At 70.4% G+C, this 26381-nt stretch carries 28 protein-coding genes; 11 read left to right on the top strand and 17 right to left on the bottom strand.

The features are described from left to right. The 3 genes from ACLQ2N_RS01660 to ACLQ2N_RS01650 all read left to right on the top strand — a co-directional run bounded on the left by ACLQ2N_RS01660 (window position 1) and on the right by ACLQ2N_RS01650 (window position 2999). Window positions 1-780, top strand: a complete 780-nt coding sequence (locus ACLQ2N_RS01660) for an ABC transporter permease subunit (RefSeq protein ID WP_425808493.1) — start codon at window positions 1-3, stop codon at window positions 778-780. A gap of 144 nt (window positions 781-924) precedes the next feature. Continuing rightward, window positions 925-2136, top strand: a complete 1212-nt coding sequence (locus ACLQ2N_RS01655; RefSeq protein ID WP_425808492.1) for an ABC transporter ATP-binding protein — start codon at window positions 925-927, stop codon at window positions 2134-2136. Continuing rightward, complete coding sequence (locus ACLQ2N_RS01650) at window positions 2133-2999, top strand: ABC transporter permease subunit (RefSeq protein ID WP_425808491.1); 867 nt, start codon at window positions 2133-2135, stop codon at window positions 2997-2999. Before ACLQ2N_RS01655 ends, ACLQ2N_RS01650 begins: the two co-directional genes overlap by 4 nt. A 12-nt stretch (window positions 3000-3011) precedes the next feature. Here ACLQ2N_RS01650 and ACLQ2N_RS01645 read toward each other — a convergent pair whose 3' ends face one another. Next, a complete protein-coding gene (locus ACLQ2N_RS01645; protein ID WP_425808490.1) occupies window positions 3012-3341 on the bottom strand; it encodes an ATP/GTP-binding protein in 330 nt (109 codons plus the stop codon). A 198-nt stretch (window positions 3342-3539) separates the two neighbouring features. Here ACLQ2N_RS01645 and ACLQ2N_RS01640 point away from each other — a divergent pair, with 198 nt between their 5' ends. Next, entirely contained in the window at window positions 3540-4580 is a 1041-nt protein-coding gene (locus tag ACLQ2N_RS01640) for an LLM class flavin-dependent oxidoreductase (RefSeq protein WP_425808489.1), read from the top strand. Between the two features lie 99 nt (window positions 4581-4679). Here ACLQ2N_RS01640 and ACLQ2N_RS01635 read toward each other — a convergent pair whose 3' ends face one another. Continuing rightward, entirely contained in the window at window positions 4680-5072 is a 393-nt protein-coding gene (locus tag ACLQ2N_RS01635; RefSeq protein WP_018102614.1) for an SCO5389 family protein, read from the bottom strand. 268 nt (window positions 5073-5340) lie between these two features. Here ACLQ2N_RS01635 and nucS point away from each other — a divergent pair, with 268 nt between their 5' ends. Further along, window positions 5341-6012 (top strand): endonuclease NucS, encoded by a 672-nt coding sequence (nucS, locus tag ACLQ2N_RS01630; protein ID WP_018550058.1) that lies wholly within the window; start codon window positions 5341-5343, stop codon window positions 6010-6012. Window positions 6013-6122: 110 nt separating this feature from the next. Here nucS and ACLQ2N_RS01625 read toward each other — a convergent pair whose 3' ends face one another. From ACLQ2N_RS01625 to ACLQ2N_RS01610, 4 genes are all read right to left on the bottom strand, one after another. Then, the gene (locus ACLQ2N_RS01625) at window positions 6123-8591 is read right to left on the bottom strand and encodes an ATP-binding protein (protein ID WP_425808488.1); all 2469 of its coding nucleotides are present in this window, start codon (window positions 8589-8591) and stop codon (window positions 6123-6125) included. Window positions 8592-8838: 247 nt separating this feature from the next. Beyond that, a complete protein-coding gene (locus tag ACLQ2N_RS01620; protein WP_018102617.1) occupies window positions 8839-9162 on the bottom strand; it encodes an STAS domain-containing protein in 324 nt (107 codons plus the stop codon). A 238-nt stretch (window positions 9163-9400) separates the two neighbouring features. Further along, the gene (locus ACLQ2N_RS01615; RefSeq protein WP_425808487.1) at window positions 9401-10249 is read right to left on the bottom strand and encodes a 3-hydroxyacyl-CoA dehydrogenase family protein; all 849 of its coding nucleotides are present in this window, start codon (window positions 10247-10249) and stop codon (window positions 9401-9403) included. A 132-nt stretch (window positions 10250-10381) separates the two neighbouring features. Beyond that, the gene (locus ACLQ2N_RS01610) at window positions 10382-11023 is read right to left on the bottom strand and encodes a TetR/AcrR family transcriptional regulator (RefSeq protein ID WP_425808486.1); all 642 of its coding nucleotides are present in this window, start codon (window positions 11021-11023) and stop codon (window positions 10382-10384) included. A gap of 79 nt (window positions 11024-11102) precedes the next feature. On the opposite strand from ACLQ2N_RS01610, the gene ACLQ2N_RS01605 reads away from it, so the two are divergent. Genes ACLQ2N_RS01605 through ACLQ2N_RS01595 form a run of 3 tightly spaced genes read left to right on the top strand, consistent with a single transcriptional unit; the run spans window position 11103 to window position 13238 of the window. Continuing rightward, window positions 11103-11882: an ABC transporter ATP-binding protein gene (locus ACLQ2N_RS01605; RefSeq protein ID WP_425808485.1), complete on the top strand. Its 780-nt coding sequence runs from the start codon at window positions 11103-11105 to the stop codon at window positions 11880-11882. 17 nt (window positions 11883-11899) lie between these two features. Next, window positions 11900-12652, top strand: a complete 753-nt coding sequence (locus tag ACLQ2N_RS01600; protein WP_425808484.1) for an ABC transporter permease — start codon at window positions 11900-11902, stop codon at window positions 12650-12652. 13 nt (window positions 12653-12665) lie between these two features. After that, window positions 12666-13238: a cob(I)yrinic acid a,c-diamide adenosyltransferase gene (locus ACLQ2N_RS01595; protein ID WP_425808483.1), complete on the top strand. Its 573-nt coding sequence runs from the start codon at window positions 12666-12668 to the stop codon at window positions 13236-13238. On the opposite strand, the gene ACLQ2N_RS01590 is transcribed toward ACLQ2N_RS01595, so the two are convergent. Continuing rightward, the gene (locus ACLQ2N_RS01590; protein ID WP_425808482.1) at window positions 13235-13780 is read right to left on the bottom strand and encodes a hypothetical protein; all 546 of its coding nucleotides are present in this window, start codon (window positions 13778-13780) and stop codon (window positions 13235-13237) included. The genes ACLQ2N_RS01595 and ACLQ2N_RS01590 overlap by 4 nt on opposite strands. A gap of 94 nt (window positions 13781-13874) precedes the next feature. On the opposite strand from ACLQ2N_RS01590, the gene ACLQ2N_RS01585 reads away from it, so the two are divergent. The 3 genes from ACLQ2N_RS01585 (at window position 13875) to ACLQ2N_RS01575 (ending at window position 17778) form a co-directional block, all read left to right on the top strand. Further along, window positions 13875-15062, top strand: a complete 1188-nt coding sequence (locus ACLQ2N_RS01585; protein ID WP_425808481.1) for a sensor histidine kinase — start codon at window positions 13875-13877, stop codon at window positions 15060-15062. Next, window positions 15059-15709, top strand: a complete 651-nt coding sequence (locus tag ACLQ2N_RS01580) for a response regulator (protein WP_425808480.1) — start codon at window positions 15059-15061, stop codon at window positions 15707-15709. Before ACLQ2N_RS01585 ends, ACLQ2N_RS01580 begins: the two co-directional genes overlap by 4 nt. Window positions 15710-15888: 179 nt before the next feature. Beyond that, the gene (locus ACLQ2N_RS01575; protein WP_425808479.1) at window positions 15889-17778 is read left to right on the top strand and encodes a glycosyl hydrolase family 18 protein; all 1890 of its coding nucleotides are present in this window, start codon (window positions 15889-15891) and stop codon (window positions 17776-17778) included. Window positions 17779-17925: 147 nt separating this feature from the next. Here the strand turns inward: ACLQ2N_RS01575 and ACLQ2N_RS01570 are convergent, their stop codons facing one another. The 10 genes from ACLQ2N_RS01570 to ACLQ2N_RS01525 all read right to left on the bottom strand — a co-directional run bounded on the left by ACLQ2N_RS01570 (window position 17926) and on the right by ACLQ2N_RS01525 (window position 26263). Further along, a complete protein-coding gene (locus ACLQ2N_RS01570) occupies window positions 17926-18372 on the bottom strand; it encodes a DUF2550 domain-containing protein (protein WP_020207372.1) in 447 nt (148 codons plus the stop codon). A gap of 141 nt (window positions 18373-18513) precedes the next feature. Further along, window positions 18514-18888 (bottom strand): F0F1 ATP synthase subunit epsilon, encoded by a 375-nt coding sequence (locus ACLQ2N_RS01565; RefSeq protein WP_425808478.1) that lies wholly within the window; start codon window positions 18886-18888, stop codon window positions 18514-18516. 109 nt (window positions 18889-18997) lie between these two features. Continuing rightward, window positions 18998-20440: a F0F1 ATP synthase subunit beta gene (gene atpD / locus ACLQ2N_RS01560; RefSeq protein WP_330313744.1), complete on the bottom strand. Its 1443-nt coding sequence runs from the start codon at window positions 20438-20440 to the stop codon at window positions 18998-19000. Beyond that, on the bottom strand, window positions 20440-21354 hold the full coding sequence (locus ACLQ2N_RS01555; RefSeq protein WP_164399147.1) for a F0F1 ATP synthase subunit gamma: 915 nt from the start codon (window positions 21352-21354) through the stop codon (window positions 20440-20442). Before ACLQ2N_RS01555 ends, atpD begins: the two co-directional genes overlap by 1 nt. A 3-nt stretch (window positions 21355-21357) precedes the next feature. After that, window positions 21358-22929, bottom strand: coding sequence for a F0F1 ATP synthase subunit alpha (gene atpA / locus ACLQ2N_RS01550; RefSeq protein WP_111338206.1), 1572 nt, complete (start codon window positions 22927-22929; stop codon window positions 21358-21360). Between the two features lie 137 nt (window positions 22930-23066). Then, window positions 23067-23882, bottom strand: coding sequence for a F0F1 ATP synthase subunit delta (locus ACLQ2N_RS01545; RefSeq protein ID WP_164399146.1), 816 nt, complete (start codon window positions 23880-23882; stop codon window positions 23067-23069). After that, entirely contained in the window at window positions 23879-24424 is a 546-nt protein-coding gene (locus ACLQ2N_RS01540) for a F0F1 ATP synthase subunit B (RefSeq protein WP_425808477.1), read from the bottom strand. Before ACLQ2N_RS01540 ends, ACLQ2N_RS01545 begins: the two co-directional genes overlap by 4 nt. Before the next feature lie 37 nt (window positions 24425-24461). Further along, the gene (gene atpE, locus ACLQ2N_RS01535) at window positions 24462-24710 is read right to left on the bottom strand and encodes an ATP synthase F0 subunit C (RefSeq protein ID WP_018102636.1); all 249 of its coding nucleotides are present in this window, start codon (window positions 24708-24710) and stop codon (window positions 24462-24464) included. 67 nt (window positions 24711-24777) lie between these two features. Beyond that, entirely contained in the window at window positions 24778-25599 is an 822-nt protein-coding gene (gene atpB / locus ACLQ2N_RS01530) for a F0F1 ATP synthase subunit A (RefSeq protein ID WP_425808476.1), read from the bottom strand. 226 nt (window positions 25600-25825) lie between these two features. Beyond that, window positions 25826-26263, bottom strand: a complete 438-nt coding sequence (locus ACLQ2N_RS01525) for a hypothetical protein (RefSeq protein ID WP_403987707.1) — start codon at window positions 26261-26263, stop codon at window positions 25826-25828. Between the last annotated feature and the right edge of the window lie 118 nt (window positions 26264-26381).

Genomic DNA, 26381 nt, shown 5'->3' with positions numbered 1-26381 from the left:
ATGGCTTCGGTCCCCGCGGTCCTGACCTCCGAATGGACCAAGATCCGCACGGTCTCCTCCACCACCTGGACGCTGATCTCGGCGTTCCTGGTCACCGTGGCGATGGGCGCGGCCCTGTGCGCGGTGATGGACGCGCAGTTCGACGACCTCAAGCCGGAGGAGCGGCTCACCTTCGACCCGACGTTCGTCAGCTTCTCCGGGATGATCCTCGGCCAGCTGGCGATGGTGGTGTTCGGGGTGCTCGTCGTCGGTACGGAGTACAGCTCCGGCATGATCCGCACCTCGCTGGCGGCCGTGCCGCAACGGGCGACGTTCCTGTTCAGCAAGATGCTGGTGGCCGGGGTCCTCGCGCTGGTGGTCGGGCTGGTCACCAGCTTCGTGACGTTCTTCCTCGGCCAGGCGCTGCTGGGCGACCACGGTACGGACATCGGCGCGGACAACGTGCTGCGCGCGGTCGTCGGCGGCGGTCTCTACATGGGGCTGATCGCGCTGTTCTCCATGGGGGTGGCGGCGATGCTGCGCAGCTCCATGCTGTCGCTGGGCATCCTGATGCCGTTCTTCTTCCTGGTCTCGCAGATCCTCTCGGCGGTGCCGGGCGCCAAGAAGGTCGCCCAGTACTTCCCGGACCAGGCCGGCTCGAAGATCATGCAGGTGGTGCCGAACGCGATGGACAGCGATCCGGCGCCGTACGGGCCGTGGGCCGGGCTGCTGATCATGGTGGGCTGGGTGGCGGCCGCGGTGCTCGGCGGTTTCCTCGTACTCAAGAAGCGGGACGCCTGAGAGCCCGTCCGGAGCGGCGAGGGGACTCACCCCCGTGACGGCTTGGGCGGAACCGTCAAGGCGTGGATATCCTCCTCACTCATACGGGGGCGTGCGGCCGGACGGCGTGTGCCCCGACGACAGATAAGTCGATGGGGCTGGAGCATGATCGAGGCAGTCGGCCTGACCAAGCGCTATGGCGCGAAGACGGCCGTGTACAACCTTTCCTTCCAGGTGCGGCCGGGTGCCGTCACCGGGTTCCTCGGTCCCAACGGGTCGGGCAAGTCGACCACCATGCGCATGATCCTCGGCCTGGACCGGCCGACGGCCGGCCGGGTCACCATCGGCGGCCACGAGTTCCGGAACCTGCCGAACGCGCCCCGCCAGGTGGGCGCCCTGCTCGACGCCAAGGCGGTGCACGGCGGGCGCAGCGCCCGCAACCACCTGCTCTCGCTCGCCCAGCTGGCCGGCATCCCGGAGGCCCGGGTGGACGAGGTGCTGGGCGTCGTCGGCCTCCAGGACGTGGCCCGTAAGCGCTCCAAGGGGTTCTCGCTGGGCATGGGGCAGCGCCTGGGCATCGCGGCGGCGCTGCTCGGCGACCCGCAGGTGCTGCTGTTCGACGAACCGGTCAACGGCCTCGACCCGGAGGGCATCCTCTGGGTCCGCAATCTGATGAAGATGCTGGCGTCCGAGGGCCGCACGGTCTTCGTCTCCTCGCACCTGATGAGCGAGATGGCCGTCACCGCCGACCACCTGATCGTGATCGGGCGCGGCCAGCTGATGGCCGACATGAGCGTCAAGGACTTCATCTCGGCCAACTCGGCCGACTTCGCCCGGGTCCGCGTCCCGGACGAGACGCCGGAACAGCGGGAGAAGCTGACCGCCACACTCACCGAGGCGGGCGGCCAGGTCCTGTCGGAGCCGGACGGCGCCCTGCGCGTCACCGGTCTGGCGCTCCCCCGGATCAGCGACCTGGCCCATGAGTCGGACGTCCGGCTGTGGGAGCTCTCGCCGCACCAGGCGTCGCTGGAAGAGGCGTACATGCGGATGACGCAGGGCGCCGTGGACTACCGTTCGACGGTCGACCAGCGGGCCCACCTCCAGCAGCAGCCGCCGCATCCCGGCTACGGGCAGCAGCCGGGGTACGCCCCGCCGCCGCAGCAGCCCGTGCCGGACGTGCCGCAGCAGGGCTGGTACGCCCCGCCGCCGCCCGGACAGAACCCGTACGCGGCCGTCGCGCCCGGCCAGTCGCCCATGCCCACGCCCCCGGCCCAGGCGCCCGCGCCGGCCGCCGCCGCTCCCGCCCCGGCGGTGCCCGCCGAGGCCCCCGCCCCCGCAGACCTGACCAAGCGCGAGACCAGCGAGGACCCCCGATGACCACGCCGCCGACGCCGCAGGCGTACCAGCAGCAGCCCGCGCCGCAGCAGGCGTACCAGCAGCCGCAGGGGTACTACACCTCGCCGATCCCGCTGCGTCCCGCGACGCTCGGGGACGCCATCGCCTCGGAGTGGACCAAGATCCGGTCCGTGCGCTCGACCATGTGGACGCTCGGCGTCATGACCGCGCTGCTGCTGGTCATCGGGGTGCTCGCGGCCGTCGCCGTCTCCGCGTCCGACGCGGGCATGAACGAGACCCCCGTCCTGAGCCTCGGCTTCTTCGGGGTGCTGCTCGGCACGATCTGTGTGATCACGCTCGGCGTGATGACGATCGCGTCGGAGTACGGCACGGGCATGATCCGTACGACGCTGACGGCCTGCCCGAGCCGGGGCCGGGTGCTCGGCGCCAAGGCGCTCGTCTTCTTCCTGCTCACCTTCGTCCTCACCACGGTGATGACGTCGGTGGTCGCCCTGATCCAGTCGTCCATGCTGGACGCGGCCTCGCCCAGCGGCGAGGAGTGGCTGCGCGCCACGGTCGGTGTCAGTCTCTACGTGGCGACGCTGGGGCTGCTCGCCCTCGCGGTCGGCGCGCTGATCCGGCACTCGGCCGGGGCGATCACGATCATGATCGGCGTGGTGCTGCTGCCGCTCGTGCTGGCCATCTTCATGTTCGCGTCGTCGCTGTCGACGCTCCAGGAGAAGCTGCTGGAGTACTCGATCCCCAACCAGCTGAGCGTCTTCTACGACAACTCGGTCACGTCGTCCGGCGGCCCCTCCGGCTGGCAGCCGCTGTGGATCCTCCTCGTCGTGACGGCCGTGGCCATGGGCGGGGCGTACCTCTCGATGAACCAGCGCGACGTCTGAGGCCGCGCCCCCTCAGTAGCGCGGCGCGTTCCGGGACCGCTGCACCTTCGTGGTGCGGCGGTCCTTCGCGTTCCAGCAGGCTTTGTGCCAGTGCCTGCGGTCGTCGATCCCGCCGTACTCGGACCAGGCCACCAGATGCGGCACGCCGGACGGGATCTCCTGGTCGCAGCCGGGGCAGCGGTAGCACTTGCCGGCCGCGCGCGCGCCGCTGACCGGGCGCACCGACCACTCCTCGCCCCGCCACTCCTCCGTACGCCCTCCCCCGCCGTACCGGTCGCCCGACTCGCTCGCGCTGTCGTTGCGGCTCTCGCCGCCTCGGGGGCGGTTGCGGCGCGGGGACACGTTTCACCTCACGGTACGGGCTGGGCAGGTCTCTTCCAGCCTAGAGCCCATCGGGCGGGGTACCCGCCGTTCGGGGCCCGGGGCGCGACGGGTTACCGGAAAATCGCAACAACTCCGTGCCGGACCGTGCCTTTGGCACGTGTCAGACGTTGTTGCCAGTAGGGGAGAGCCGCGTCGGCCGCAAGGAGGCAATTGGCGATGCGTGTCGGAACGTTCGTACTGGCGGCCCAGTTTCCGGGCCAGGGACCGGGGGAAGCGCTGCACCGCGCCATCCGGTCCGCCGAGGTCGCCGAGGAGTCCGGGCTCGACTCGGTCTGGCTGGCCGAACATCACTTCGTGCCGTACGGGGTGTGCCCGTCCGCCGTCACCCTGGCCGCGCAGCTGCTCGGCCGGACCCGCCGCATCCGCGTCGGTACGGCGGTGAGCGTGCTGCCCACACAGCACCCGGTGGCACTCGGCGAGCAGGCCGCGCTGCTCCATCTGACCAGCGGCGGCCGGTTCAGCCTCGGGGTCGGCCGGGGCGGGCCGTGGGTGGACCTGGAGGTGTTCGGCGGCGGTCTGGAGGCGTACGAGAAGGGGTTCCCGGAGTCCCTGGGGCTCCTGCTCGACTGGCTGCGCGAGCCGCGCGTGGCGGGCCGGGGCGAGCGGTACGGCTTCCGCGAGGTCGCGGTCGTCCCCCGGGCCGACGAGCTGATCGGTGCGGACGGTGCCGAGGGGGCCGGCCCCGAGGTGGTCGTCGCCTGCACCTCGCGCAGGACCGTGGAGCTCGCCGCCGACCGGGGCCTGCCGATGCTGCTCGGCATGCACTGCGGCGACGAGGACAAGGCGGAGATGGTGGCGCTCTGGCGGTCCCGCGCGCTGGCGGCCGGCCATGCGCCGGAGAAGGTGCGCGGGGCGGGGCATGTGTCGGCCGGGGTGGCCCAGATCGCCGACCGCACCGAGGACGCCGTCGAGACGCTGGTGAAGGCGATGCCGGGCTGGCTGCGGCAGGGGCTGGACGCGCATGTGACGGTGGACGGCCGGCACCGCGTGATGCGGGACCCCGTCGGGTACGCGGAGCTGCTGTGCGGCCTTCATCCCGTCGGCACGCCGGAGCTCGCGGCCGAGCGCCTCGCCGTCACCGCCGAGCGCACGGGCATCACCCGCTTCGCGCTCCTGGTGGAGGGTTCCGGAGATCTCGTCGCCACGGAGGAGAACGTAGCGCGGCTGGGCACGGAGGTACGGCCACTCCTCGAATGACCCCCGCGCGCGGACGAAGGGGTGTACGGCGGTGGGCGTACGGAGCCGCCGCCCCGGACCAGTTGCACCTCCCGCGGCCCGGAACGGCGGCTGAAGCGTTCAGCAGTCCCGTAGTTCGGGCGACTGGTTGAGCAACTGGCCCCTCACCGAGGTGAACTTGGCCAGTCGGTCGTCGACCGAGGCGTCCAGCGGGAACACCGCGACGCGGTGGCAGTTCTGGAATGCGAGACGCACCCCGAAGTGCCGCTGCAGCGCTCCGCGTATCGCATCACTCGCGAGCGCGCGCAGCAGCTGACCACGTGCCTGCTCATTGGGCGGCGGCGTCTGGTTGTCGGCGAACTCCCCGCCGTCGACCTTCAGCTGAGCCACCAATGAGCTGATCATCTCCCATGCGTAGGGCAGGGAGGTCCGGACGCAGTCGACGAAGTCGGCTTCGTCGACCTCGCCTCGCTCGGCCTGTTCCAACAGAGCCGGTGAGACGTCGAGCGACATGGGTTCTCCTCTCGCGGCCCCAGCGGATTACCGGAGCCTTACGGGCAGGGAAGAAGGCGCCGACGACGACGCAGCGTGCACGCACGGCGACCTCCCGCTTCCACGGTAAGGGCGCAGTCCAGGCCGCACCAGGAGATTGGGAACACAACCGGCCAATAACGAAGGGGTTCAAAGAGGGGCAAGACAGAAAGCGTCAACTCCGGAAGGGACGGGAGTGACGGATGGGTGAATCGCGCCGGGCCCTCGTTGTCGAGTAGCGTTGCCGACCATGCGTCTCGTCATCGCCCGCTGCTCCGTGGATTACGCGGGCCGGCTCACCGCCCACCTGCCCTCCGCTCCCCGCCTCATCCTGGTGAAGGCGGACGGGAGCGTGTCGATTCACGCCGACGACAGGGCGTACAAACCCCTCAACTGGATGTCGCCGCCCTGCACCCTGAAGGAGGGCAGCGGCGACACCGAGGGCGTCTGGACCGTGGTGAACAAGGCGGGCGAAAAACTGATCATCACAATGGAGGAAATCCTCCATGACTCGAGCCACGAACTGGGCGTCGATCCGGGGCTGATCAAGGACGGCGTCGAGGCGCACCTCCAGGAACTGCTCGCGGACCGCATCGAGACCCTGGGCGAGGGCTACACGCTGATCCGCCGCGAGTACTTCACGGCCATCGGCCCGGTCGACATCCTGTGCCGCGACGCGGACGGGCAGACGGTGGCCGTCGAGCTGAAGCGGCGCGGCGACATCGACGGCGTCGAACAGCTGACGCGTTACCTGGAACTCCTCAACCGGGACCCGCACCTGGCCCCGGTCAAGGGCATCTTCGCCGCCCAGGAGATCAAGCCGCAGGCCCGCGTCCTGGCCACGGACCGCGGCATCGGCTGTGTGGTCCTGGACTACGACGCGATGCGCGGCATCGAGGACGACAAGCTGCGCTTGTTCTGAGCGTGCAGGCCCGGTGGGCCCCACTCGCGTGCCGGCTCGAGCCCGTCGGCCCTTTCCAGCCCGTCCGGCGATCGAGGACGGGACCCGGGGGCCGGCGCCTTCGAGGAGCGCTACGCCCCCGACGGGCTGTCGCTCGCCTGCTCCGGGGTACCCGGCTTCGTGCCCGGCTCGTCCGGATCCGGCTCGTCCGTGTCCGTCTCCCCCGGGCTCGGCGAGTCCGTCCCGGTCTCCGTCGGCGTAGGTGAGGACGCCGACTTCGTGGGCGTCGGCGACGAAGACGTCGGCTTCGGCGACGACTCCGTCGCCCGGGGCGACGACGGCGACCCGGGGGACGACGGCGCGTCCGGCGACGAGGACGTCGCCGAGGGCGACACCCCACCGGCCGGCGCCGACCTGCTCCCCGTGGCGGAGGGCGTCGCCGAGACCGACGAGGACGCGGACCCCGAAGGCGCCTCGGTCGTGGACGGCCCGTCCGCCGGCTCCCCGGTCTCCACATCCGCGTCGTAGACGCCGTCGTCGTCCGGCGCCTCCTGCTCGGTCGACGTACCGGTCCCGCCCTGCGGGTCGCTGCTCGACGTCAGGCCGAGCGTCACCACCGTGCCGAGGACCCCGGCCAGCAGCACCCCCGCACCGGCGGCGACCAGGTTGCGCCGGGCGCCGCCGATGAGGGCCAGCGGCCCGCCCCGCGCCGCACCCTTGCCGCCGCCCGCCGCAGGCGCGGGCACCGGCACCGTCACCGGCTCCTGGCGGGGCACCACGGCGGTGTCGGCGAACGCGCTCGTCATCGAGACCGGGACGACGGCCGGCACCCCCAGCGGCGGCGACGCGGCGAACGCCCCGTCCTCCGCCGCCACCGGCCCGTCCCCGGCCCGGTCCTCGACCAGGGCGAGGGCGCGCCGCCCGGCCACCGCACCGCTCTTGTCGGCGAGCGCCCCGCGCATGCTGATGGCGGTCTCCAGCTCGGCCCTGGCCCGGTCGGGGTGACCGGTACAGAGCGCGAGGACGCCCAACTCGTGGTGGAAGTACGCCTCTTCCGCGACCTCACCGGCGAGCCGGCCGGCCTCCTGGCCGATCCGCAGGGCCCGCTCCCAGGCCCCCCAGTGCAGCCCGGCCGCGAAGGCGGGCGCCGCGCTGCGGGCGAGGAGCACGGCGGCGCTCGTCCCTCCGGCCCCCTCCCCCGGCACGAGCCGGCCCATCGCGGCGATGATCGCGTCGGCCTCGGCGGTCGCCCGCTCGGGGGTCACCGAGGGGTGCCCGGTCCACCAGGCGTAGTGCTGGGCGGCGGTGCGGGCCCGGTCGACGGCGCCGTCCTCGTAACCGGCGGCCGTCAGCTGGGCCTGGACCCCGGCGGCCAGCCGGTAACGGGAGCCGGACGGCGAGAGCAGCCCGCAGCCGGCCAGCTCGCCGAGGGCGGCGTCGGCGTGGGTGTCCCCGACGAGCGCGGGCAGATGGGCCTGGTGCGGCACCTCACCGCCGAGGGCCACCGCGAACCGGAGCGTGTCGCGGGCGGCGTCGCTCATCCGGGAGGCGAGCAGGGCCGCGGGCGCCGCGCCTTCGCCGAGGCTGGGCAGCGGCACATCGGATTCCCCGGCCACCCCGGGCGCGGGCGGCGCGTCGGCGGGCCGGTTCTCCAGATAGCCGTACTCGTCGTACGCGGTGGCGTCGGTGCGCAGCAGGTCGCGCTGGCGCAGCAGCGCACCGGCCTGGACGAAGCGCAGGGGCAGGCCCTCGGACTCGAACCAGAGGTCTCCGGCCCAGTTGGCCTCCTCCTCGGTGAGCTGCCGTTCGACCACCCGGCACAGCAGGTCCACGGAGGTGGCGCGGTCGAGTCCGGTGAGGAAGACCTCTTCGACGGCGGAGTCGGCGCCCGGCGCGGCGATCTCGGGCGTCGCGGCGAGCAGGAAGGCGCACTCGGGGGTGGCGTCGAGCAGTTCGTCCAGGGCGGCGCCGCCGAGTTCCAGGTCGTCCAGGACAACGACGGCGCCGGTGGAGCGCAGCGTCTCCAGCAGGAGCGCCCGGTCCGGCCGGTGCAGGGGGGCGTCGTGGACGGCGTCGAAGAGCGCGTACAGCAGGTCGGTGGCGGTGCGCTTGTGACCGCTGAGGCGGACGACCCCGTCGGGCGCGAAGTCCGCGCAGTCGGCGGCGACGGCGTCGAGCAGGGCGGAACGGCCGGAACCCGCCGGTCCGGTGAGCCGGACGGAGCGGCCGCGGGCCAGGAGGCGGGTCAGCCGTTCGCGTTCCTCGTCGCGCCGCAGCAGCGGCAACTGGGGGACGGGCGGGCCGGGCGGCACGGGGGGCGCCGCGGCGCGGGCGCGGGCGGCGCGCTCGGCGGGGGTGCGGCGGACGGGGGCGGCGGGCCGCTCACCGGGCGGGCACGGCTCGACCTCGCTGCCGTCGACCGGGTTGACGGTGAGCGTCAGGTCACCGGCGACAAGGGTGACCATCCGGGCCTGCCGCGGTGTTTGCTGACCGAAATCCGGGGTCAGCGGATCGCGCGAAGGCCGGCGCCGGCCGGCCTCCTCGGCGTAGTCCTTGCTGCCGTCGCCGAACTCTTCCGGCCCCCGGTGTATCGGGTCCATCGCCAAAGCCCCCAAGACGCGTCGAGCACGGTTGTCCCTCCCGGCCTCGCACGTCCAGATGCCGCCCACGGTCCGGTGTCCGCCGGGTCGGGTCCCGTCAATCGGCAGACGGCCGAACCCTAAACCTTCGCACAGTATCCACGACCATCCGGGGTGGCGCGCCGCCCCGAGATCACGGTCTCGTGAGGATTGTGTGCCTTCTCGCCGTACGGTCACCGAGGGGGCACGGGGAGTCCCCGTACGATCCTCAGACGCGGGGCAGGGACTCCGCCGCGATCCCGCCCTCGATGGCGAGGATGCGGTGCAGCCGGGTGGCCACCAGCAGGCGTTGCATCTGCGGAGGCACGCCGCGCAGCACGAGGCGCCGTCCGGCGCGCCCGGCCCTGCGGTGTGCGCCCATGATGACGCCGAGACCGGTGGCGTCCCACGAATCCAGCTCGGTCAGGTCGAGCACCAGATCGCCGACGCCGTCGTCCAGGGCCGAGTGCAGGACCGTACGGGCGTCCGCCGCGCTTCGGACGTCGAGGCGGCCCCCGACGACCAGCTCGGCGTGGTCGCCCCTGATGTGCATATGCGCTCCCCTGGAATGCTCCGTGGCCCGGTCCGTCTGTCCGAAACTGTCTCTGCCCCAACTGACTGCGGCAGCGACAGGGTAGTTGCCGTCTGTAAGCGAACCGATACCGAATTCACTCCGCAGAGTGATGCGGGACGGCCGCGAACGCTGGTGGATCCGGTGGTTCCGGACGGCGTTCCCCCGAACGGCACCCGGCCTGGCTGACAGCGGATCAGCCGGACCGGACCGAAAATGATCAGTAGGTGTAGAAGCCCTGCCCGCTCTTGCGCCCGATGTCACCTGCATCGACCATCCGGCGCATCAGCTCCGGGGCGGCGAACTTCTCGTCCTGCGACTCGGTGTAGATGTTGCTCGTGGCGTGCAGCAGGATGTCGACGCCGGTGAGGTCCGCGGTCGCGAGCGGCCCCATCGCGTGGCCGAAACCGAGCTTGCAGGCGACATCGATGTCCTCGGCCGTGGCGACGCCCGACTCGTACAGCTTGGCGGCCTCGACCACGAGCGCCGAGATCAGCCGGGTGGTGACGAAGCCGGCCACGTCGCGGTTGACGACGATGCAGGTCTTGCCTACGGACTCGGCGAACTCCCGCGCGGTGGCGAGGGTTTCGTCGCTGGTCTTGTAGCCGCGTACGAGCTCGCAGAGCTGCATCATCGGAACCGGCGAGAAGAAGTGGACGCCGACCACGCGCTCCGGGCGCTCCGTCACGGCCGCGATCTTGGTGATCGGGATGGCGGAGGTGTTGGAGGCGAGCACGGTGTCGTCCCGGACGATCTTGTCGAGCGACCGGAAGATCTCGTGCTTCACCTCCAGCTTCTCGAAGACGGCCTCGACCACGATGTCCGCGTCGGCGACGGCGTCGAGGTCGGTGGTCGTGGTGATCCGGCCGAGCGCGGCCTCGGCGTCGGCCGCGTCCAGCTTACCCTTGGCGACGAACCTGTCGAAGGAGCCCTTGATGCCGTCACGGCCGCGGGTCAGGGCCTCGTCGGTGACGTCGCGCAGGACGACGTCCCAGCCGGCCCGGGCGGAGACCTGCGCGATGCCGGACCCCATGAGTCCGGCTCCGATGACGGCGAGCTTCCTGGCCACGTTGGCACCCCTCTGTATGTGTCGCTGGTTCTGGTCCATGCCCTTCGGCGGAGGTTAGTACCCGGGGCGGGCGCTGGGGCCGCGAAGAGATGCGCGTCACGTCTCAAATGACGGACATCACACCGGGGGCCGTCATTCGGCGGCGAGCCGGGCGTAGTTGAGCACCTTTTCGCCCAGCAGGTCCTCGATGTCGTCCAGCAGCACGAGCGCGTCCCGGGACACCTCGGCGGGCTTGCGGCCGGCCACCATCTCCTGACCGATGTACCCCATGAGGGTGCCGTGGACCCAGGAGAGCTGACCGGCCACCAGAACCGGCGTCCGGTCCCCCGCCCCGGCGCCGCTCACCTCCACGAGGGTGGCCTCCAGGTGCTGCGCCGCCTCCTGCTGGATGTGCCAGAGGCGGGCCTTGAGGCTGTCGGCCTCCTCGATCACCCGCATGAAGCGCGCGTACCCCTCCATCAGCCCGACGGTCGGCGACACGCCCTCGACCTGGATGCGCAGCTCCCGCAACACGGCGTCGGCCGCGGACTCGCCCTCGTCGCGGCCCCTGACGTACCGCGAGAGGCGCTCCACGACGCCCATGCTCCGGTCGAGGAACAGGTCCTCCTTGGCGGGGAAGTAGTTGTACACGGTGTTGACCGAGACGTCGGCGGCGTGGGCGATCTCGGCGATCGTCACCGCGTCGAAGCCGCGCTCCAGGAAGAGGCCGGTGGCCACGTCCGAGAGGTGCTGCCTGGTCTGCCGCTTCTTGCGCTCCCTGAGTCCCTCAGCCATGCGTCCATCGTAGATCGTCTGGTGTCTCTGTAAATTTGGAGTCATTGCATTTTTACAGTGACTCTGTTTTTGTGGGCGCATGACCGTCATCAGTACCTCCGGGCTCGCCCGGACCTTCATGAGCAAGTCCGGCCCCGTCGAGGCCGTCCGCTGCCTCGACCTGACCGTCGCGGCCGGCGAGATCCTCGGCCTGCTCGGCCCCAACGGCGCGGGCAAGACGACCACCCTGCGCATGCTCACCACGCTGCTCTCCCCCACCGGCGGCGCGGCCACCGTCGCCGGCCGCGACCTCGTCGGTGACCCGGCGGGCGTACGCGCACAGTGCGGTTACGTCGCCCAGTCGGGCGGGGTCGACCCGCACACCACCGTGCGGGAGGAGCTGGTCACCCAGGGCCGGATGTACCGGCTCGGCAAGGCGGCGGCGGCCGCCCGGGCCGCTGAACTCGCCGGGGAACTCGGCCTGTCGGACCTGCTCGACCGGCGGACCGCGACGCTCTCCGGCGGTCAGCTCCGCCGCCTCGACATCGCCATGGGGCTCACCCACCGCCCCGCCGTGCTCTTCCTGGACGAGCCGACCACCGGGCTCGACCCGGGCAGCCGCGCCGACCTCTGGGACCTGGTGCGCCGGCTCCGCGACGCACACGGCACCACCGTGGTGCTCACCACGCACTACCTGGACGAGGCGGACGCGCTCGCCGACCGGCTCGTCGTCGTCGACGGCGGCCTGGTGGCGGCGGAGGGCACCCCGGCCGCGCTCAGGACCAGGTACGCGGGCTCCCCCGACGCCACGCTCCAGGACGCCTTCCTGGCCCTCACCGGACGCGCCCCCGCCGCCGACACCGCTCCCCTCGCGGTCTGACACCTCCCGGGACACCCATGCTGCTGCACGACACCGCGCTGATCTTCGGGCGCTACGCCCGCCAGACCCTGCGCTCCAAGTTCCAGATCCTCTTCGGCATCCTGATGCCCCTGCTCTACCTGCTCTTCTTCGGGCCGCTGCTCACCGAGCTGCCGCTCGGCCGGGACGACGTCGACTCCTGGCAGATCCTGGTGCCCGGACTGCTGCTCCAGCTCGGCCTGTTCGGCGCCTCGTTCGCCGGGTTCGGCCTCATCATCGACAAGTCGACCGGGGTGGTCGAGCGGATGCGGGTGACCCCGGTGAGCCGGGCGGCGCTGCTGCTGGGCCGGGTGCTGCGGGACGCGCTGCTCTTCATGTTCCAGGCGGTCCTGCTGGTGCTCGTCGCCGTACTGATGGGACTGCGCGCGCCGCTGCCCGGGGTGCTGATCGGCTTCGTCTTCGTCGGCCTGCTGACGGTCTCGCTGGCCTCGCTCTCGTACGCACTGGCCATGCGGGTCTCCACGCCTCAGGAGTTCGGCCCCGTCATCAACGCGCTCACCATGCCCGCCATGCTGCTCTCCGGCCTGATGCTGCCGATGACGCTCGGCCCGAAGTGGCTGGACGTCCTCTCGCACTTCACGCCGTTCCGCTACCTGGTGGACGCGGTGCGGGACGCGTACACGGGCTCGTACGCCACCGGGCACATGCTGTACGGGGCCCTGGTCGCCCTGGGCTTCGCCGCCGCGGCCGTGACAGTGGGCACAGGTGTCTTCCGGAAGGCCGGGGCCTAACTAGGCTGACCGCATGGTCAATCTGACGCGCATCTACACCCGTACCGGCGACAAGGGCACCACCGCCCTCGGTGACATGAGCCGCACCGCCAAGACCGATCTGCGGATCTCCGCGTACGCCGACACCAACGAGGCCAACGCGGTCATCGGCACCGCGATCGCCCTCGGGCAGCTGGACGAGGACGTCGTGAAGGTCCTCGTCCGCGTACAGAACGACCTGTTCGACGTGGGCGCGGACCTGTCGACGCCGGTGGTGGAAAACCCGAAGTACCCGCCGCTGCGGGTGGAGCAGTCGTACGTCGACAAGCTGGAGGCCGACTGCGACCACTACCTGGAGCAGGTGGAGAAGCTCCGCAGCTTCATCCTCCCGGGCGGTACGCCGGGCGCCGCGCTGCTGCACCAAGCGTGCACCGTGGTCCGGCGTGCCGAGCGGTCCACCTGGGCGGCGATGGAGGTGCACGGCGAGGTGATGAACGCGCTGACGGCGACCTACCTCAACCGCCTCTCGGACCTGCTGTTCATCCTGGCCCGGGTGGCGAACAAGGAGGTCGGCGACGTGCTGTGGGTGCCGGGCGGCGAGCGCTAGGCATCCGGGCCCGGCGCCCGCTTCGGGAACACCGTGTAGCTCGCCGCGATCACCAGATTGATCCCGATCACCAGCAGCATCGTGCGCTGCCAGGACCGCAGCGCACTCACGTCCCCGTTCCCCCCGACGTACCAGGCCGCCGCCTGGAGCAGGACCAGGGCCGTCACCGCGGCGGCGCACCACCGGCCGGCGGTCCTCCACTCGTGCACCGCCCGCGCCTTCCCGTACTTCGGCGGCTTCACCGGGGGCGGGCCGCCGGCGAACCGGTGCGCGACCCGGGCATCGGCCCACTTGATGGTGGAGTGCCCGAGGCCCACCGTGAAGCCGATGTAGACCGCGGCGAGCCCGTGCTTCCAGTCCGGCTCGGCGCCGTTCCTCAGGTCCACGGCGGTCACCGCGAGCAGGACGAGCTCCAGCACCGGTTCGCACAGCAGCACGGCGGCGCCCAGGCGCGGCTTGCGCGCCCCGTAGCGCAGCGCCAGGCCGGCGGCCAGCAGCACCCAGAAGGCGATCTCGCAGGCGACGATCAATGTGACGATCACGGGTCCGCTCCTTTTCGCTCCCTTCCAGCCTGACCGCCGCGCGGTCCCGGATCGTCCGCCCAGGTGACGAGAGCCGGCTGCATACTTCGATGTAGTGCCGACTCCCGCCCTTCCCCGCCCCCACCGCGACGACGTGCTCATCGCGGTCTCCGGGCTGCTCGGCGGACTGGTGCTGTGGCTGCTCAACCTCTACATGCGGGCCGGTGACGTCCTCGGGGACACCCGCCTCCCCCTGGTCCCGCTCGTCGTGATGTCGGCGGCGGAGCTGCTGCGCAGGACCTCGCCGCGCACCGCCCTGGCCATCGGCACCCTCGCGCTCGTCGCGGACCAGTGCACCCACGGCAATCTGGCCACCGTGGCGATGTACACCGACGTCATGTACGCGGCGGTGCTGTACGGGACCCCGGCGGCCGCCCGCCGCATCCCGGTGGTCACCTTCCTGATCTCCCTCGTCGTCACCATCGGCTCGCTCGCCTGGTTCCGCAGCCCCGATGCCCTGCTCATCGGCATCGTCAGCGCCCTCGTCGTCTTCGTGCCCGCCCTCACCGGGGTCAGCGTCCGCAACCACCGGGACGCCGCCGAGGCCGCCCGGCTGCGGGCCGACCAGACCGCCCTGCTCGCCGAGATGGACCGCACCCAGGCGGTGACCGCCGAGCGGGCCCGGATGGCGCGGGAACTGCACGACCTGGTCGCCAACCACCTGTCAGCGATCGCGATCCACTCCACCGCCGCGCTCTCCATCGGCGACCCCGAGACCTCCCGCACCGCCCTCGGGGTGATCCGGGAGAACAGCGTCGAGGGTCTGGCCGAAATGCGCCGCCTGATCGGGCTGCTGCGCACCGGCGGGGCCGATCCGGAGCCCAGCAGTTCGCCGACGCTCGGCTCGCTGGACGCGCTGATCGAGCAGCACCGGGCCGCAGCGGCGGCGGGCGGGCTGGCCTGCGTACTGGAGGACGCCAGGGACGGCGGGGTACCCCTGCCTGCGCCGGTCGAACTGGCCGCGTACAGGATCGTGCAGGAGTCCCTGACCAACGCGCTCAAGCACGCGGCGCCGGGCCCGGTCACGGTGCGGCTGGGGCGGGCGGGGCGGCGGCTGACGGTGGAGGTGAGCAGCGTGCTCGGGGAGCGGCCGGGGCCGCGCGCGCCGGGGTCGGGGGCCGGTCTGGTGGGGATGCGGGAACGGGTCGCGCTGCTCGGCGGGGAGTTCGAGGCCGGCCCGGAGGACGGGACGTGGCGGGTACGGGCGGAGCTGCCCGTGGAGGAAGGAGACGGGGAGCCATGACGATCCGGGTGCTGGTCGCGGAGGACCAGACGGCGGTACGGGCGGGCCTTGTGCTGATCCTGGGCAGTGCGCCGGACATCGAGGTCGTCGGGGAGGCGGGGGACGGCGAGGAGGCGGTGCGGCTGGCCCGCGAGCTGCGGCCGGACGTGGTGCTGATGGACGTGCAGATGCCGCGCCTGGACGGGGTGTCGGCCACCCGGCAGGTGACCGGCGAGGGGCTGGCGGACGTCCTGGTGCTGACGACGTTCGACCTGGACGCGTACGTGTTCGGGGCGCTGCGGGCGGGGGCCTCCGGGTTCCTGCTGAAGGACACCGAGGCGGCCGGGCTGCTCGACGCGGTGCGCACGGTGGCGCGCGGCGAGGGGCTGATCGCGCCGGCCGTGACGCGGCGGCTGATCGCGGAGTTCGCGGGGGCCACCTCCGTACGGACGGTGGACGCTCCGGACGCCTCGGTTCTGGAGGCGCTGACCCGGCGGGAGCGCGAGGTGCTCGGGTGCCTCGGCGAGGGGCTGTCGAACGCGGAGATCGCCGACCGGCTCTCCATGGCCGAGGCGACGGCGAAGACGCACGTCAGCCGGTTGCTGGGGAAGCTTGAGCTGCGCAGCCGGGTCCAGGCGGCCGTGCTGGCGCAGGAGTTGGGCGTCTGACGTTTATTCGGCGGACGGCCACGGTCTTTGGTCTGGACCTCTTGACGATTGGTCCAGACCTTCTTAATCTCACCGAACACACTGCGGTGAGCCTGCCATGACAAAAGCGGGCTCAGGGCGGCGCAGGGTTGCAGTTCACGGACCACCCCGTATGTCCGGACCTCACCCGAGGAGCACCGTTGAGCACTGAGACCCCCCGCCGGACCCGATTCAGACTCGGGACCGGTCGAGCCACCAGAAGCAGAGCCGTCGCGGGCCTCACCGCACTGCTCCTGCCCCTTGCCGCCATGGTCGGCATGGCCTCCCCCGCCGAGGCGGCGACCTCCGCCACGGCCACGTACCTCAAGAAGTCCGACTGGGGCACCGGATTCGAGGGCCAGTGGACGGTGAAGAACACCGGCACCACGTCCCTCAGCTCCTGGACCATCGAGTGGGACTTCCCCACCGGCACCGGCGTCGGTTCCGCCTGGGACGCCACCGTCACCCACACGGGCAACCACTGGACCGCCAAGAACCTCGGCTGGAACGGCACCATCGCCCCCGGCGCCAGCGTCTCCTTCGGCTTCAACGGCACCGGCTCCGGCAGCGGCGCCGCCACCAACTGCACGCTGAACGGCGCCTCCTGCGACGGCGGCACCACCGTCCCGGGTGACAATCCCCCGTCGGCGCCGGGCACCCCCACCGCGAGCGGCATCACCGACACCTCGGTGAAGCTCAGCTGGACCGCGGCCACCGACGACAAGGGCGTCAAGAACTACGACGTCCTGCGGGACGGCGCGGTCGTCGCCACGGTCACCGGCACCACGTACACGAACACCGGCCTCACCGCGGGCACGGACTACTCGTACAGCGTGCAGGCGCGGGACACCGCCGGCCAGACCGGCCCGGTCAGCGGCGCGGTCAAGGTCCACACCACCGGCGGCGGTGGCACCGACCCCGGCGAGCCGGGCACCGGCGACAAGGTCAACCTCGGCTACTTCACCGACTGGGGCGTCTACGGCCGGAACTACCACGTCAAGAACATGGACACCTCCGGTTCGGCCGCGAAGATCACGCACATCAACTACGCCTTCGGCAACGTCCAGGGCGGCAAGTGCACCATCGGCGACTCGTACGCCGACTACGACATGGCGTACACCGCGGACAAGTCCGTGGACGGTGTCGCCGACACCTGGGACCAGCCGCTGCGCGGCAGCTTCAACCAGCTGCGCAAGCTGAAGGCGAAGTACCCCCATATCAAGGTGCTGTGGTCCTTCGGCGGCTGGACCTGGTCCGGCGGCTTCGGTGAGGCCGCGAAGAACCCGGCCGCGTTCGCCGACTCCTGCTACAAGCTGGTCGAGGACCCGCGCTGGGCCGATGTCTTCGACGGCATCGACATCGACTGGGAGTACCCCAACGCCTGCGGCCTGACCTGTGACACCAGCGGCCCGGACGCGCTGAAGAAGCTCACCTCGGCGCTGCGCACCAAGTTCGGCAGCAGCAACCTGGTCACCGCCGCCATCACGGCCGACGGCTCCCAGGGCGGCAAGATCGACCTCGCGGACTACGCCGGTGCCGCGCAGTCGCTCAACTGGTACAACGTGATGACGTACGACTTCTTCGGCGCCTGGGACGCGAAGGGCCCGACCGCCCCGCACTCCCCGCTGAACTCGTACTCCGGCATCCCGATCGCCGGCTTCAACTCCGCCGACGCCATCGCCAAGCTGAAGGCCCAGGGCGTCCCCGCGTCCAAGCTGCTGCTCGGCATCGGCTTCTACGGCCGCGGCTGGACCGGTGTCACCCAGGACGCGCCCGGCGGCACCGCCACCGGCGCAGCCCCCGGCACGTACGAAGCGGGCATCGAGGACTACAAGGTCCTCAAGAACACCTGCCCGACGACCGGCACGATCGCCGGCACCGCGTACGCCCACTGCGGCACCAACTGGTGGAGCTACGACACCCCGGCCACCATCAAGTCCAAGATGGCCTGGGCGAAGACGCAGGGCCTGGGAGGCGCGTTCTTCTGGGAGTTCAGCGGCGACACCAGCAACGGTGAACTCGTGAGCGCGATGAACACCGGCCTCAAGTAACCCCGAGGCACACCCCCCGAAAACGCCGGGGAGACAGGTCCGCCCCCTGTCTCCCCGGTTTTCGCATGCCGTACGCGGCTCTCAGGCCGCGTTCACCTTCCCCCGGACTCCGTCCGGGGAGGTGCCCCCTTCCAGCGAGACCCCTGTTCAGGCCACATTGACTCGCTGGCCCGGCGGGGCCGCCTCCAGCCAGGCGAGGAAGCCGGTCAGCGCGTCCTCGCTCATCGCCAGCTCCAGGCGGGTCTCCCGGTGGAGGCAGCCGAGCACGATCGCGTCGGAGAGCAGCGCCAGCTCCTCCTCGCCCTCCGGCATCCGGCGGGCCACGACCTCGATCGCGGACCGCTCAAGGACCCGGCGCGGACGCGGCGAGTAGCTGAAGACCCGGAACCAGTTCACCTTGTCGCCGCTGTACCGGGCGACGCCGTACACCCAGCCCTTGCCGGACAGGTCGGGTTCCTCGGGTACGTTCCACCGGAGGCTGCAGTCGAAGGTCCCGCCGGAGCGCTGGATCAGCCGCCGGCGCAGACCGAAGACGAAGAGTCCCAGCGCGACCAGTGCGACGACCAGTCCGCCCACCCACAGCGCGAGGTACATCTCCACCGACCTCCTCGCGTCGTCGAGTGAACGGATGTCCGTCCGTACGTCATCTGCATCTGCATCGCCTCAGCCGCGACACGGTCCGGAGGGGTCTCCGGCACGGGCCGCGGCTGAGGGTAAAGCCATGTCGTGAGGTGGCTAGTGTGCCGCCACCGCACGCAGTCGTACTTCGGCGCGCCGCTCGGAAACGGCGTCCGTGTCCGACTTCGCACGCTCGAGCGCACGCTCGGCGCGCTCGACGTCGATCTCGTCGGCAAGCTCCGCGATCTCCGCGAGAAGCGAGAGCTTGTCGTCGGCGAACGAGATGAAACCGCCGTGCACGGCGGCGACGACGGTCGCGCCCTCGCTCGTACGGATCGTCACCGGGCCCGATTCCAGCACACCCAGAAGCGGCTGGTGACCGGGCATGACGCCGATGTCGCCGGACGTGGTGCGCGCGACGACCAGGGTGGCCTCGCCGGACCAGACACTGCGGTCCGCGGCGACCAGCTCGACGTGCAGCTCAGCAGCCAAGGGTGGCTCCTCGGGTCACCACCCGGCGGTCGTGCCGGGTGTTGGGTCAATTCTACGGGGCGTGGTGAGGGGGACGGGACGCACCCGCCCCCCTCGGTGAGCCGGGGGCTCAGGAGACGCCGAGCTCCTTGGCGTTGGCCTTCAGGTCCTCGATGCCACCGCACATGAAGAACGCCTGCTCGGGGAAGTGGTCGTACTCACCGTCGCAGATCGAGTTGAACGCGGCGATCGACTCGTCGAGCGGAACGTCCGAACCGTCCACGCCGGTGAACTGCTTGGCGACGTGGGTGTTCTGCGACAGGAAGCGCTCGACGCGACGGGCACGGTGGACAACGAGCTTGTCCTCCTCGCCCAGCTCGTCGATACCGAGGATCGCGATGATGTCCTGGAGGTCCTTGTACTTCTGGAGGATCCCCTTGACGCGCATGGCGGCCTCGTAGTGGTCCGCGGCGATGTACCGCGGGTCCAGGATCCGGGACGTGGAGTCCAGCGGGTCCACGGCCGGGTAGATGCCCTTCTCGGAGATCGGACGGGAGAGAACCGTCGTCGCGTCGAGGTGGGCGAAGGTGGTCGCCGGCGCCGGGTCGGTCAGGTCGTCCGCGGGGACGTAGATCGCCTGCATCGAGGTGATCGAGTGACCGCGGGTCGACGTGATGCGCTCCTGGAGCAGACCCATCTCGTCGGCCAGGTTCGGCTGGTAACCCACCGCGGACGGCATACGGCCGAGCAGGGTGGACACCTCGGAACCGGCCTGGGTGTACCGGAAGATGTTGTCGATGAAGAAGAGCACGTCCTGCTTCTGCACATCGCGGAAGTACTCCGCCATGGTCAGACCGGCCAGGGCGACGCGGAGACGGGTCCCCGGCGGCTCGTCCATCTGGCCGAAGACGAGCGCCGTCTTGTCGATGACGCCGGAGTCGGCCATCTCCTCGATGAGGTCGTTGCCCTCACGGGTGCGCTCACCGACGCCCGCGAACACCGACACACCGTCGTGGTTGTTGGCGACGCGGTAGATCATCTCCTGGATCAGCACGGTCTTGCCGACACCGGCACCACCGAACAGACCGATCTTTCCACCCTTGACGTACGGGGTGAGGAGGTCGATGACCTTGACGCCGGTCTCGAACATCTCGGTCTTGGACTCGAGCTGGTCGAAGTTGGGCGCCTTGCGGTGGATCGGCCAGCGCTCGGTGACCTCGGCCTCGGCCTCGGGCTTGTTCAGGATCTGGCCAAGGGTGTTGAACACCTTGCCCTTGGTGATGTCGCCGACGGGGACCGTGATGCCGGTGCCCGTGTCGGTGACCGGGGCCTGGCGGACCAGACCGTCGGTCGGCTGCATCGAGATCGCACGGATCACGCCGTCACCGAGGTGCTGGGCGACCTCGAGCGTCAGCGTCTTGAGCTTGCCGTCCTCGGCCGGGTCGGCCACCTCGACGGTCAGCGCGTTGTAGATCTCCGGCATCGCGTCGACGGGGAACTCCACGTCGACGACCGGGCCGATGACCCGGGCGACGCGGCCCGTGGCAACGGCCGTCTCAACTGTGGTCGTCATTACTTGTCACTCCCCGCGGTCGCGTCGGCCAGCGCACTGGCACCACCGACGATCTCGCTGATTTCCTGGGTGATTTCGGCCTGGCGGGCCGCGTTGGCAAGCCGGGAGAGCGTCTTGATGAGCTCACCGGCGTTGTCGGTGGCCGACTTCATCGCGCGGCGGCGGGCGGCGTGCTCGGAAGCAGCGGCCTGCAGCAGCGCGTTGTAGATACGGCTCTCGACGTACCGCGGAAGCAGGGCGTCGAGGACGTCCTCCGCCGACGGCTCGAAGTCGAAGAGCGGCAGGATCTCGCCCTTGCCGGTCTCCTGCTCCGTGGCACCGAGACTGAGCGGCAGCATCCGGTCGTCGACCGGGTTCTGCGTCATCATCGACACGAACTCCGTGAAGACGATGTGCAGCTCGTCGACGCCGCCCTCGGCGGTCTCCTTGGACACCGCCTCGATCAGGGGCGCAGCCGCCCGCTTGGCATCCGCGTACGTCGGGCTGTCGGTGAAGCCGGTCCACGAGTCCGCGATCTTGCGCTCGCGGAACCCGTAGTAGGCGACACCCTTGCGGCCGATCACGTACGTGTCGACCTCCTTGCCCTCACCGCGCAGCCGCTCGGTCAGCTTCTCCGCGGCCTTGATGGCGTTGGAGGAGTAACCGCCGGCCAGACCGCGGTCGCTCGTGATGAGCAGGATCGCGGCCCGGGCCGGGGACTCGGCCTCGGTGGTCAGCGGGTGCTTGGTGGTGGAGCCGGTCGCCACCGCCGTCACCGCGCGGGTCAGCTCGGTGGCGTACGGCGTCGACGCCGCCACCTGGCGCTGCGCCTTGACGATGCGCGAGGCGGCGATCATCTCCATCGCCTTGGTGATCTTCTTCGTGGCGGTGACGGAGCGGATGCGGCGCTTGTAAACGCGAAGCTGAGCGCCCATCGATCAGCCCTCGCCCAGGAGCTTGCCGTCCGAGGTCTCGAACTGCTGCTTGAAGGCGGCGACGGCGTCGGCGATCGCCTGCAGCGTGTCGTCGGACATCTTGGCGCCCTCGCGGATGCTGGTGAGGAGGTCCTTGCGCTCGCGGCGCAGGTACTCCAGCAGCTCCGTCTCGAAGCGGCGGATGTCCTCGACCGGGACGTCGTCCATCTTGCCGTTGGTGCCGGCCCAGACGGAGACGACCTGCTCCTCGACCGGGAACGGGGCGTACTGCGGCTGCTTCAGCAGCTCGACCATGCGCTTACCGCGCTCCAGCGACGCCTTCGAGGCCGCGTCCAGGTCGGAACCGAAGGCGGCGAACGCCTCCAGCTCGCGGTACTGGGCGAGGTCCACGCGGAGCCGGCCGGACACCTGGCGCATGGCCTTGTGCTGGGCGGAGCCACCGACGCGGGAGACCGAGATACCGACGTTCAGAGCCGGACGCTGGCCGGCGTTGAACAGGTCGGACTCCAGGAAGCACTGGCCGTCGGTGATGGAGATGACGTTGGTCGGGATGAACGCCGACACGTCGTTCGCCTTCGTCTCGACGATCGGCAGACCCGTCATCGAACCGGCACCCATGTCGTCGGAGAGCTTGGCGCAGCGCTCCAGCAGACGCGAGTGGAGGTAGAAGACGTCGCCGGGGTACGCCTCACGGCCCGGCGGACGGCGCAGCAGCAGGGAGACGGCGCGGTAGGCGTCGGCCTGCTTCGAGAGGTCGTCGAAGATGATCAGGACGTGCTTGCCCTGGTACATCCAGTGCTGGCCGATGGCCGAGCCGGTGTACGGCGCGAGGTACTTGAAGCCGGCCGGGTCGGACGCCGGGGCGGCGACGATGGTCGTGTACTCGAGCGCACCGGCCTCTTCGAGGGCGCCGCGCACGGAGGCGATCGTCGAGCCCTTCTGACCGATGGCGACGTAGATGCAGCGCACCTGCTTGTTCACGTCGCCCGAGCGCCAGTTGTCGCGCTGGTTGATGATCGTGTCGACGGCCAGGGCGGTCTTACCCGTCTGGCGGTCGCCGATGATCAGCTGACGCTGGCCGCGGCCGATCGGCACCATGGCGTCGACGGCCTTGTAGCCGGTCTGCATCGGCTCGTGCACCGACTTACGGACCATGACGCCAGGGGCCTGCAGCTCGAGGGCGCGGCGGCCGTCGGTCGCGATCTCGCCGAGACCGTCGATCGGGTTGCCGAGCGGGTCGACGACGCGGCCGAGGTAGCCCTCGCCGACGCCGACGGAGAGCACCTCACCGGTGCGCTGCACCGGCTGGCCCTCCTCGATGCCGCTGAACTCGCCGAGGACGATCGCACCGATCTCGCGCTCCTCGAGGTTGAGGGCGAGACCGAGGGTGCCGTCCTCGAACTTCAGCAGCTCGTTCGCCATGGCGGAGGGCAGGCCCTCCACCTTCGCGATGCCGTCGCCGGCAACGCTGACCGTACCGACCTCCTCGCGCGAGGCCGCGTCCGGCTTGTACGACTGGACAAAGTTCTCCAGCGCGTCCCGGATCTCCTCCGGCCGGATCGTGAGCTCCGCCATCTGGGTTCCCTGCTCTCCTTGTTGGGCCCGAAGTTTCTTAAGGGGGTCTGGGGGCCGACCCCCAGGAATCTTCTGCAGTTTCTGCACGGCCCAACCGGGCCGCTGGTCTTGCTCTGTTCTGTTGCGCTGCGCCTGCGTCAGCCGGCCATGCGACGGGTCGCCTCGTCGAGGCGGTCCGCGATGGTGCCGTTGATGACCTCGTCGCCGACCCGTACCGCGATCCCGCCGAGGACCGAGGGGTCCACGTCCAGGTTCAGGTGCATCTGGCGGCCGTAGATCTTCGCCAGGGCGGCACCCAGGCGCTGCTTCTGCCGATCGCTGAGCGGCACCGCGGAGGTGACGATCGCGACCATGCGCTCCCGGCGCTCCGCGGCCAGCTTGGAGAGGGAGTCGAGTCCCGCTTCCAGGCTACGTCCACGCGGCTGGGTGACAAGCCGCACGATGACGCGCTCGGTGGCGGGCCGCGCCTTGCCGCCGAGCAGGCTGCGGAGCAGCTCGCCCTTGGCGGCGGGGGTCGCGGTCCGGCTGGTGAGCGCGGCACGCAGGCCGGTGTCCGAGGCGACGATGCGGCCGAACCGGAAGAGTTCGTCCTCGACGTCGTCCAGGGCGCCGGTGCGCTGGGCTGCGGTGAGGTCGGCGGTGTTCGCCAGCTCCTCGACCGCGTCGACCAGGTCACGCGACTGCGACCAGCGCGAGCGGACCATGCCGGAGACCAGGTCCACGGCTTCGCCGCCCACCTGGCCGCCGAGCAGGCGGCCTGCCAGCTCGGCCCTGGCCTCGCCCGGCTGCGCCGGGTCGGTCAGGACCCGGCGCAGCGACACCTCGCGGTGCAGCAGCGCCGTGACGCCGGCCAGGTCCTCGGCGAGCTTCGCCGCGTCGACCGACGTGGAGTCGGTCAGCGCGTCGAGGCGCTCGCGTGCGGCAGCCAGTGCCTCGCGGCTCGCGCTGTTCATCGGACGGCCTCGGCCTTCGCTTCGAGCTCGTCGAGGAAGCGGTCGACGGTGCCACTCTGGCGGGCGTGGTCCTCCAGGGACTCACCGACGAGCTTGCCGGCCAGGTCGGTGGCGAGCTTGCCCACGTCCTGGCGCAGCGCGGCGGCGGCGGCCTTGCGGTCGGCCTCGATCTGGGCGTGGCCGGCGGCGACGATCTCGTCGCGCTGGCGCTGGCCCTCGGCACGCATTTCCTGCAGGATCACGGCGCCCTGCTCCTGCGCCTCCTGGCGCATACGAGCGGCTTCGTGGCGGGCCTCGGCGAGCTGAGCCTTGTACTGCTCAAGAACGCTCTGGGCCTCGGTCTGGGCCGCATCGGCCTTCTCGATCCCGCCTTCGATGGCCTCGCGGCGCTCTTCCAGAACCTTGTTGATGTTCGGGAGGAGCTTCTTGGCGAGGAAGCCGAAGACGATGACGAAAGCGATGAGGCCAATGACGAGCTCAGGGATCGGCGGAATGAGCGGGTTTTCCGTCTCCTCCGCCGCGAGCTGAACCAGGGGGTTCACGTCAGTGCCTTCCGTCGAATGGGCTGTTCGCGACCGGTCAGGAGGTCGGGTAGACGAACGGCATGACCAGACCGATCAGGGCGAGCGCCTCACAGAAGGCGAAGCCGAGGATCTGGTTGGCGCGGATGAGACCGGCAGCCTCGGGCTGACGGGCGAGCGCCTGGGTGCCGTTACCGAAGATGATGCCGATGCCGACGCCGGGGCCGATCGCGGCGAGGCCGTAACCGATCGAGCCGAGGTTGCCCTTGATTTCGACGCCGGCGGCGAGGGTCTGGAGAGCGGACATGCCGGTTCTTCCTTCTCTTTCAATGTCCGGTGGGGGTTGGCCACCGGGTGCTTCAGGAGTGGGGTGCTCAGTGGCCCTTGGCGAGAGCGCCCTGGATGTAGCTGCAGGCCAGCAGCACGAAGACGTAAGCCTGAACAGCCTGGATGAAGAGTTCGAAGGCGGTCATCACGATGACCATCACGAACGACACACCTGCGTAGGCGATCCCGATGCCGTTGAGCATGTACCAGCTGGCGATCGTGAAGAGCAGCAGGAGCGTGTGGCCCGCGAACATGTTGGCGAAGAGCCGGACCGCGTGCGTGAACGGCCGGACCAGCAGGTTCGAGAAGAACTCGATGGTCATCGAGAGCGGCAGGACCCCGCCGAGGCTCTTGTCGTAACCCGAGAAGTTCTTGAGGGCGCCGACGAAGCCGTGCTTCTTGAAGGTCAGTCCGACCCACAGGAAGTAGACGATCGCGGCCAGTGCGGCCGGGTACGAGATGATCGCCGTCACGGGGAACTGGGCAACCGGGATGATGGACCAGAGGTTCATCATCCAGATGACGAAGAACAGGGAGACCATCAGCGGCACGTACTTCTCGCCGTCGCGCTTGCCGATCGTCTCGTAGACGATGCCGCGGCGGATGAAGTCGTATCCGGCCTCGGCCGTCATCTGGAGCTTGCCGGGCACCAACTTCGGCTTGCGGAAGGCGGCCCAGAAGAAGCCAACGATGATCACCGAGCCGAGCAGGGCCAGCAGCATCGTCTTGTTGAAGTACACGTTGCTGTCCGCGTCGCCCCAGAGGGGCTCGAACAGGAACGAGTGCAGGCCGGGTGCCGGAAAGCCACAACCGTCGAAGAGGTGGCAATCGGTCTCGAAGGCGAGCACCTGTGTCGGGTCAGCACTCACCGCGGGCTCCTTCAGCGTGGCGCATAGGTACGGCAACCTCGTTGTGTCGGCGCGGCGCGCAGCCGCGGTTCGGCACTGGACTGGTGTTTCGGATGTGTGAGCGGCAGTCAGGCATGTGAGCCTCGCGATCGAGCAGGCGTCAGCTCACATGCACGCGCCCGCAGTGCCGCAGTTGGAACCGGACGATAGCAGGGTCCTGACCCCGCACTTATTCCGCCCCTACCCTTCACGCGTCGGACCCCGGTTTCCCGGCCTTGTCGGCCTTCTCGGACTCGGGTTCCACGTAAAGGATCTTGGCCTTCATGTGCGCACGCGCCTGTGCGCCGATCCACACGAGGGTCGTCGCGACCAGGGTGATCGCGAACGCCTTCGGGTTGAACAGCGAGGTGTTCTTGAACACGGCGACGAAGATGAACAGGAGCAGGAGCTGCGCCGTGTAGAGCGCGAGTCCCATCGCCTGGAAGAGGTGGGGCATGGACCGGGCGGTCCGTTGCAGGACCAGGAGTCCGATGCCCATGAAGAGGATGACCACGATCGTCCCCACGATCGCGCCCAGGGCTCCCTTGCCGCCCGCGACGCCAGCGCTGATCGCGGCGGCTACGGCGCCGGCGACAGCGGTGGGTACGGCGGTCTGGAGGAGAGTCCGGACGTCGTTGGACGGCATGGCGGCAGCTCCGCTTGCAGGGGGTGGGCAGTGTGTCGTCATGGACGAGCGTAGGCCCGGTCCGAGTCGATGCCTCGGGCCGATGGACCGTGCTACATCAGGTCCTTCGGCTCTGTCA

This window comes from Streptomyces sp. DT224 (assembly GCF_049844595.1).
Classification (GTDB): Bacteria; Actinomycetota; Actinomycetes; order Streptomycetales; family Streptomycetaceae; genus Streptomyces.
The sequence above is the reverse complement of the archived record's forward strand: the minus strand, read 5'-3'. Positions and strand labels throughout refer to the sequence as shown.

Excerpts from the sequence above, each read along its gene's own strand:
- ACLQ2N_RS01660 (WP_425808493.1), top strand. The coding sequence starts at position 1 with ATGGCTTCGGTCCCCGCGGTCCTGACCTCCGAATGGACCAAGATCCGC.
- ACLQ2N_RS01655 (WP_425808492.1), top strand. The coding sequence starts at position 925 with ATGATCGAGGCAGTCGGCCTGACCAAGCGCTATGGCGCGAAGACGGCC.
- ACLQ2N_RS01650 (WP_425808491.1), top strand. The coding sequence starts at position 2,133 with ATGACCACGCCGCCGACGCCGCAGGCGTACCAGCAGCAGCCCGCGCCG.
- ACLQ2N_RS01640 (WP_425808489.1), top strand. The coding sequence starts at position 3,540 with ATGCGTGTCGGAACGTTCGTACTGGCGGCCCAGTTTCCGGGCCAGGGA.
- ACLQ2N_RS01635 (WP_018102614.1), bottom strand. The coding sequence starts at position 5,072 with ATGTCGCTCGACGTCTCACCGGCTCTGTTGGAACAGGCCGAGCGAGGC.
- nucS (WP_018550058.1), top strand. The coding sequence starts at position 5,341 with ATGCGTCTCGTCATCGCCCGCTGCTCCGTGGATTACGCGGGCCGGCTC.
- ACLQ2N_RS01625 (WP_425808488.1), bottom strand. The coding sequence starts at position 8,591 with ATGGACCCGATACACCGGGGGCCGGAAGAGTTCGGCGACGGCAGCAAG.
- ACLQ2N_RS01620 (WP_018102617.1), bottom strand. The coding sequence starts at position 9,162 with ATGCACATCAGGGGCGACCACGCCGAGCTGGTCGTCGGGGGCCGCCTC.
- ACLQ2N_RS01610 (WP_425808486.1), bottom strand. The coding sequence starts at position 11,023 with ATGGCTGAGGGACTCAGGGAGCGCAAGAAGCGGCAGACCAGGCAGCAC.
- ACLQ2N_RS01605 (WP_425808485.1), top strand. The coding sequence starts at position 11,103 with ATGACCGTCATCAGTACCTCCGGGCTCGCCCGGACCTTCATGAGCAAG.
- ACLQ2N_RS01600 (WP_425808484.1), top strand. The coding sequence starts at position 11,900 with ATGCTGCTGCACGACACCGCGCTGATCTTCGGGCGCTACGCCCGCCAG.
- ACLQ2N_RS01595 (WP_425808483.1), top strand. The coding sequence starts at position 12,666 with ATGGTCAATCTGACGCGCATCTACACCCGTACCGGCGACAAGGGCACC.
- ACLQ2N_RS01580 (WP_425808480.1), top strand. The coding sequence starts at position 15,059 with ATGACGATCCGGGTGCTGGTCGCGGAGGACCAGACGGCGGTACGGGCG.
- ACLQ2N_RS01570 (WP_020207372.1), bottom strand. The coding sequence starts at position 18,372 with ATGTACCTCGCGCTGTGGGTGGGCGGACTGGTCGTCGCACTGGTCGCG.
- atpD (WP_330313744.1), bottom strand. The coding sequence starts at position 20,440 with ATGACGACCACAGTTGAGACGGCCGTTGCCACGGGCCGCGTCGCCCGG.
- ACLQ2N_RS01555 (WP_164399147.1), bottom strand. The coding sequence starts at position 21,354 with ATGGGCGCTCAGCTTCGCGTTTACAAGCGCCGCATCCGCTCCGTCACC.
- atpA (WP_111338206.1), bottom strand. The coding sequence starts at position 22,929 with ATGGCGGAGCTCACGATCCGGCCGGAGGAGATCCGGGACGCGCTGGAG.
- ACLQ2N_RS01545 (WP_164399146.1), bottom strand. The coding sequence starts at position 23,882 with ATGAACAGCGCGAGCCGCGAGGCACTGGCTGCCGCACGCGAGCGCCTC.
- atpE (WP_018102636.1), bottom strand. The coding sequence starts at position 24,710 with ATGTCCGCTCTCCAGACCCTCGCCGCCGGCGTCGAAATCAAGGGCAAC.
- ACLQ2N_RS01525 (WP_403987707.1), bottom strand. The coding sequence starts at position 26,263 with ATGCCGTCCAACGACGTCCGGACTCTCCTCCAGACCGCCGTACCCACC.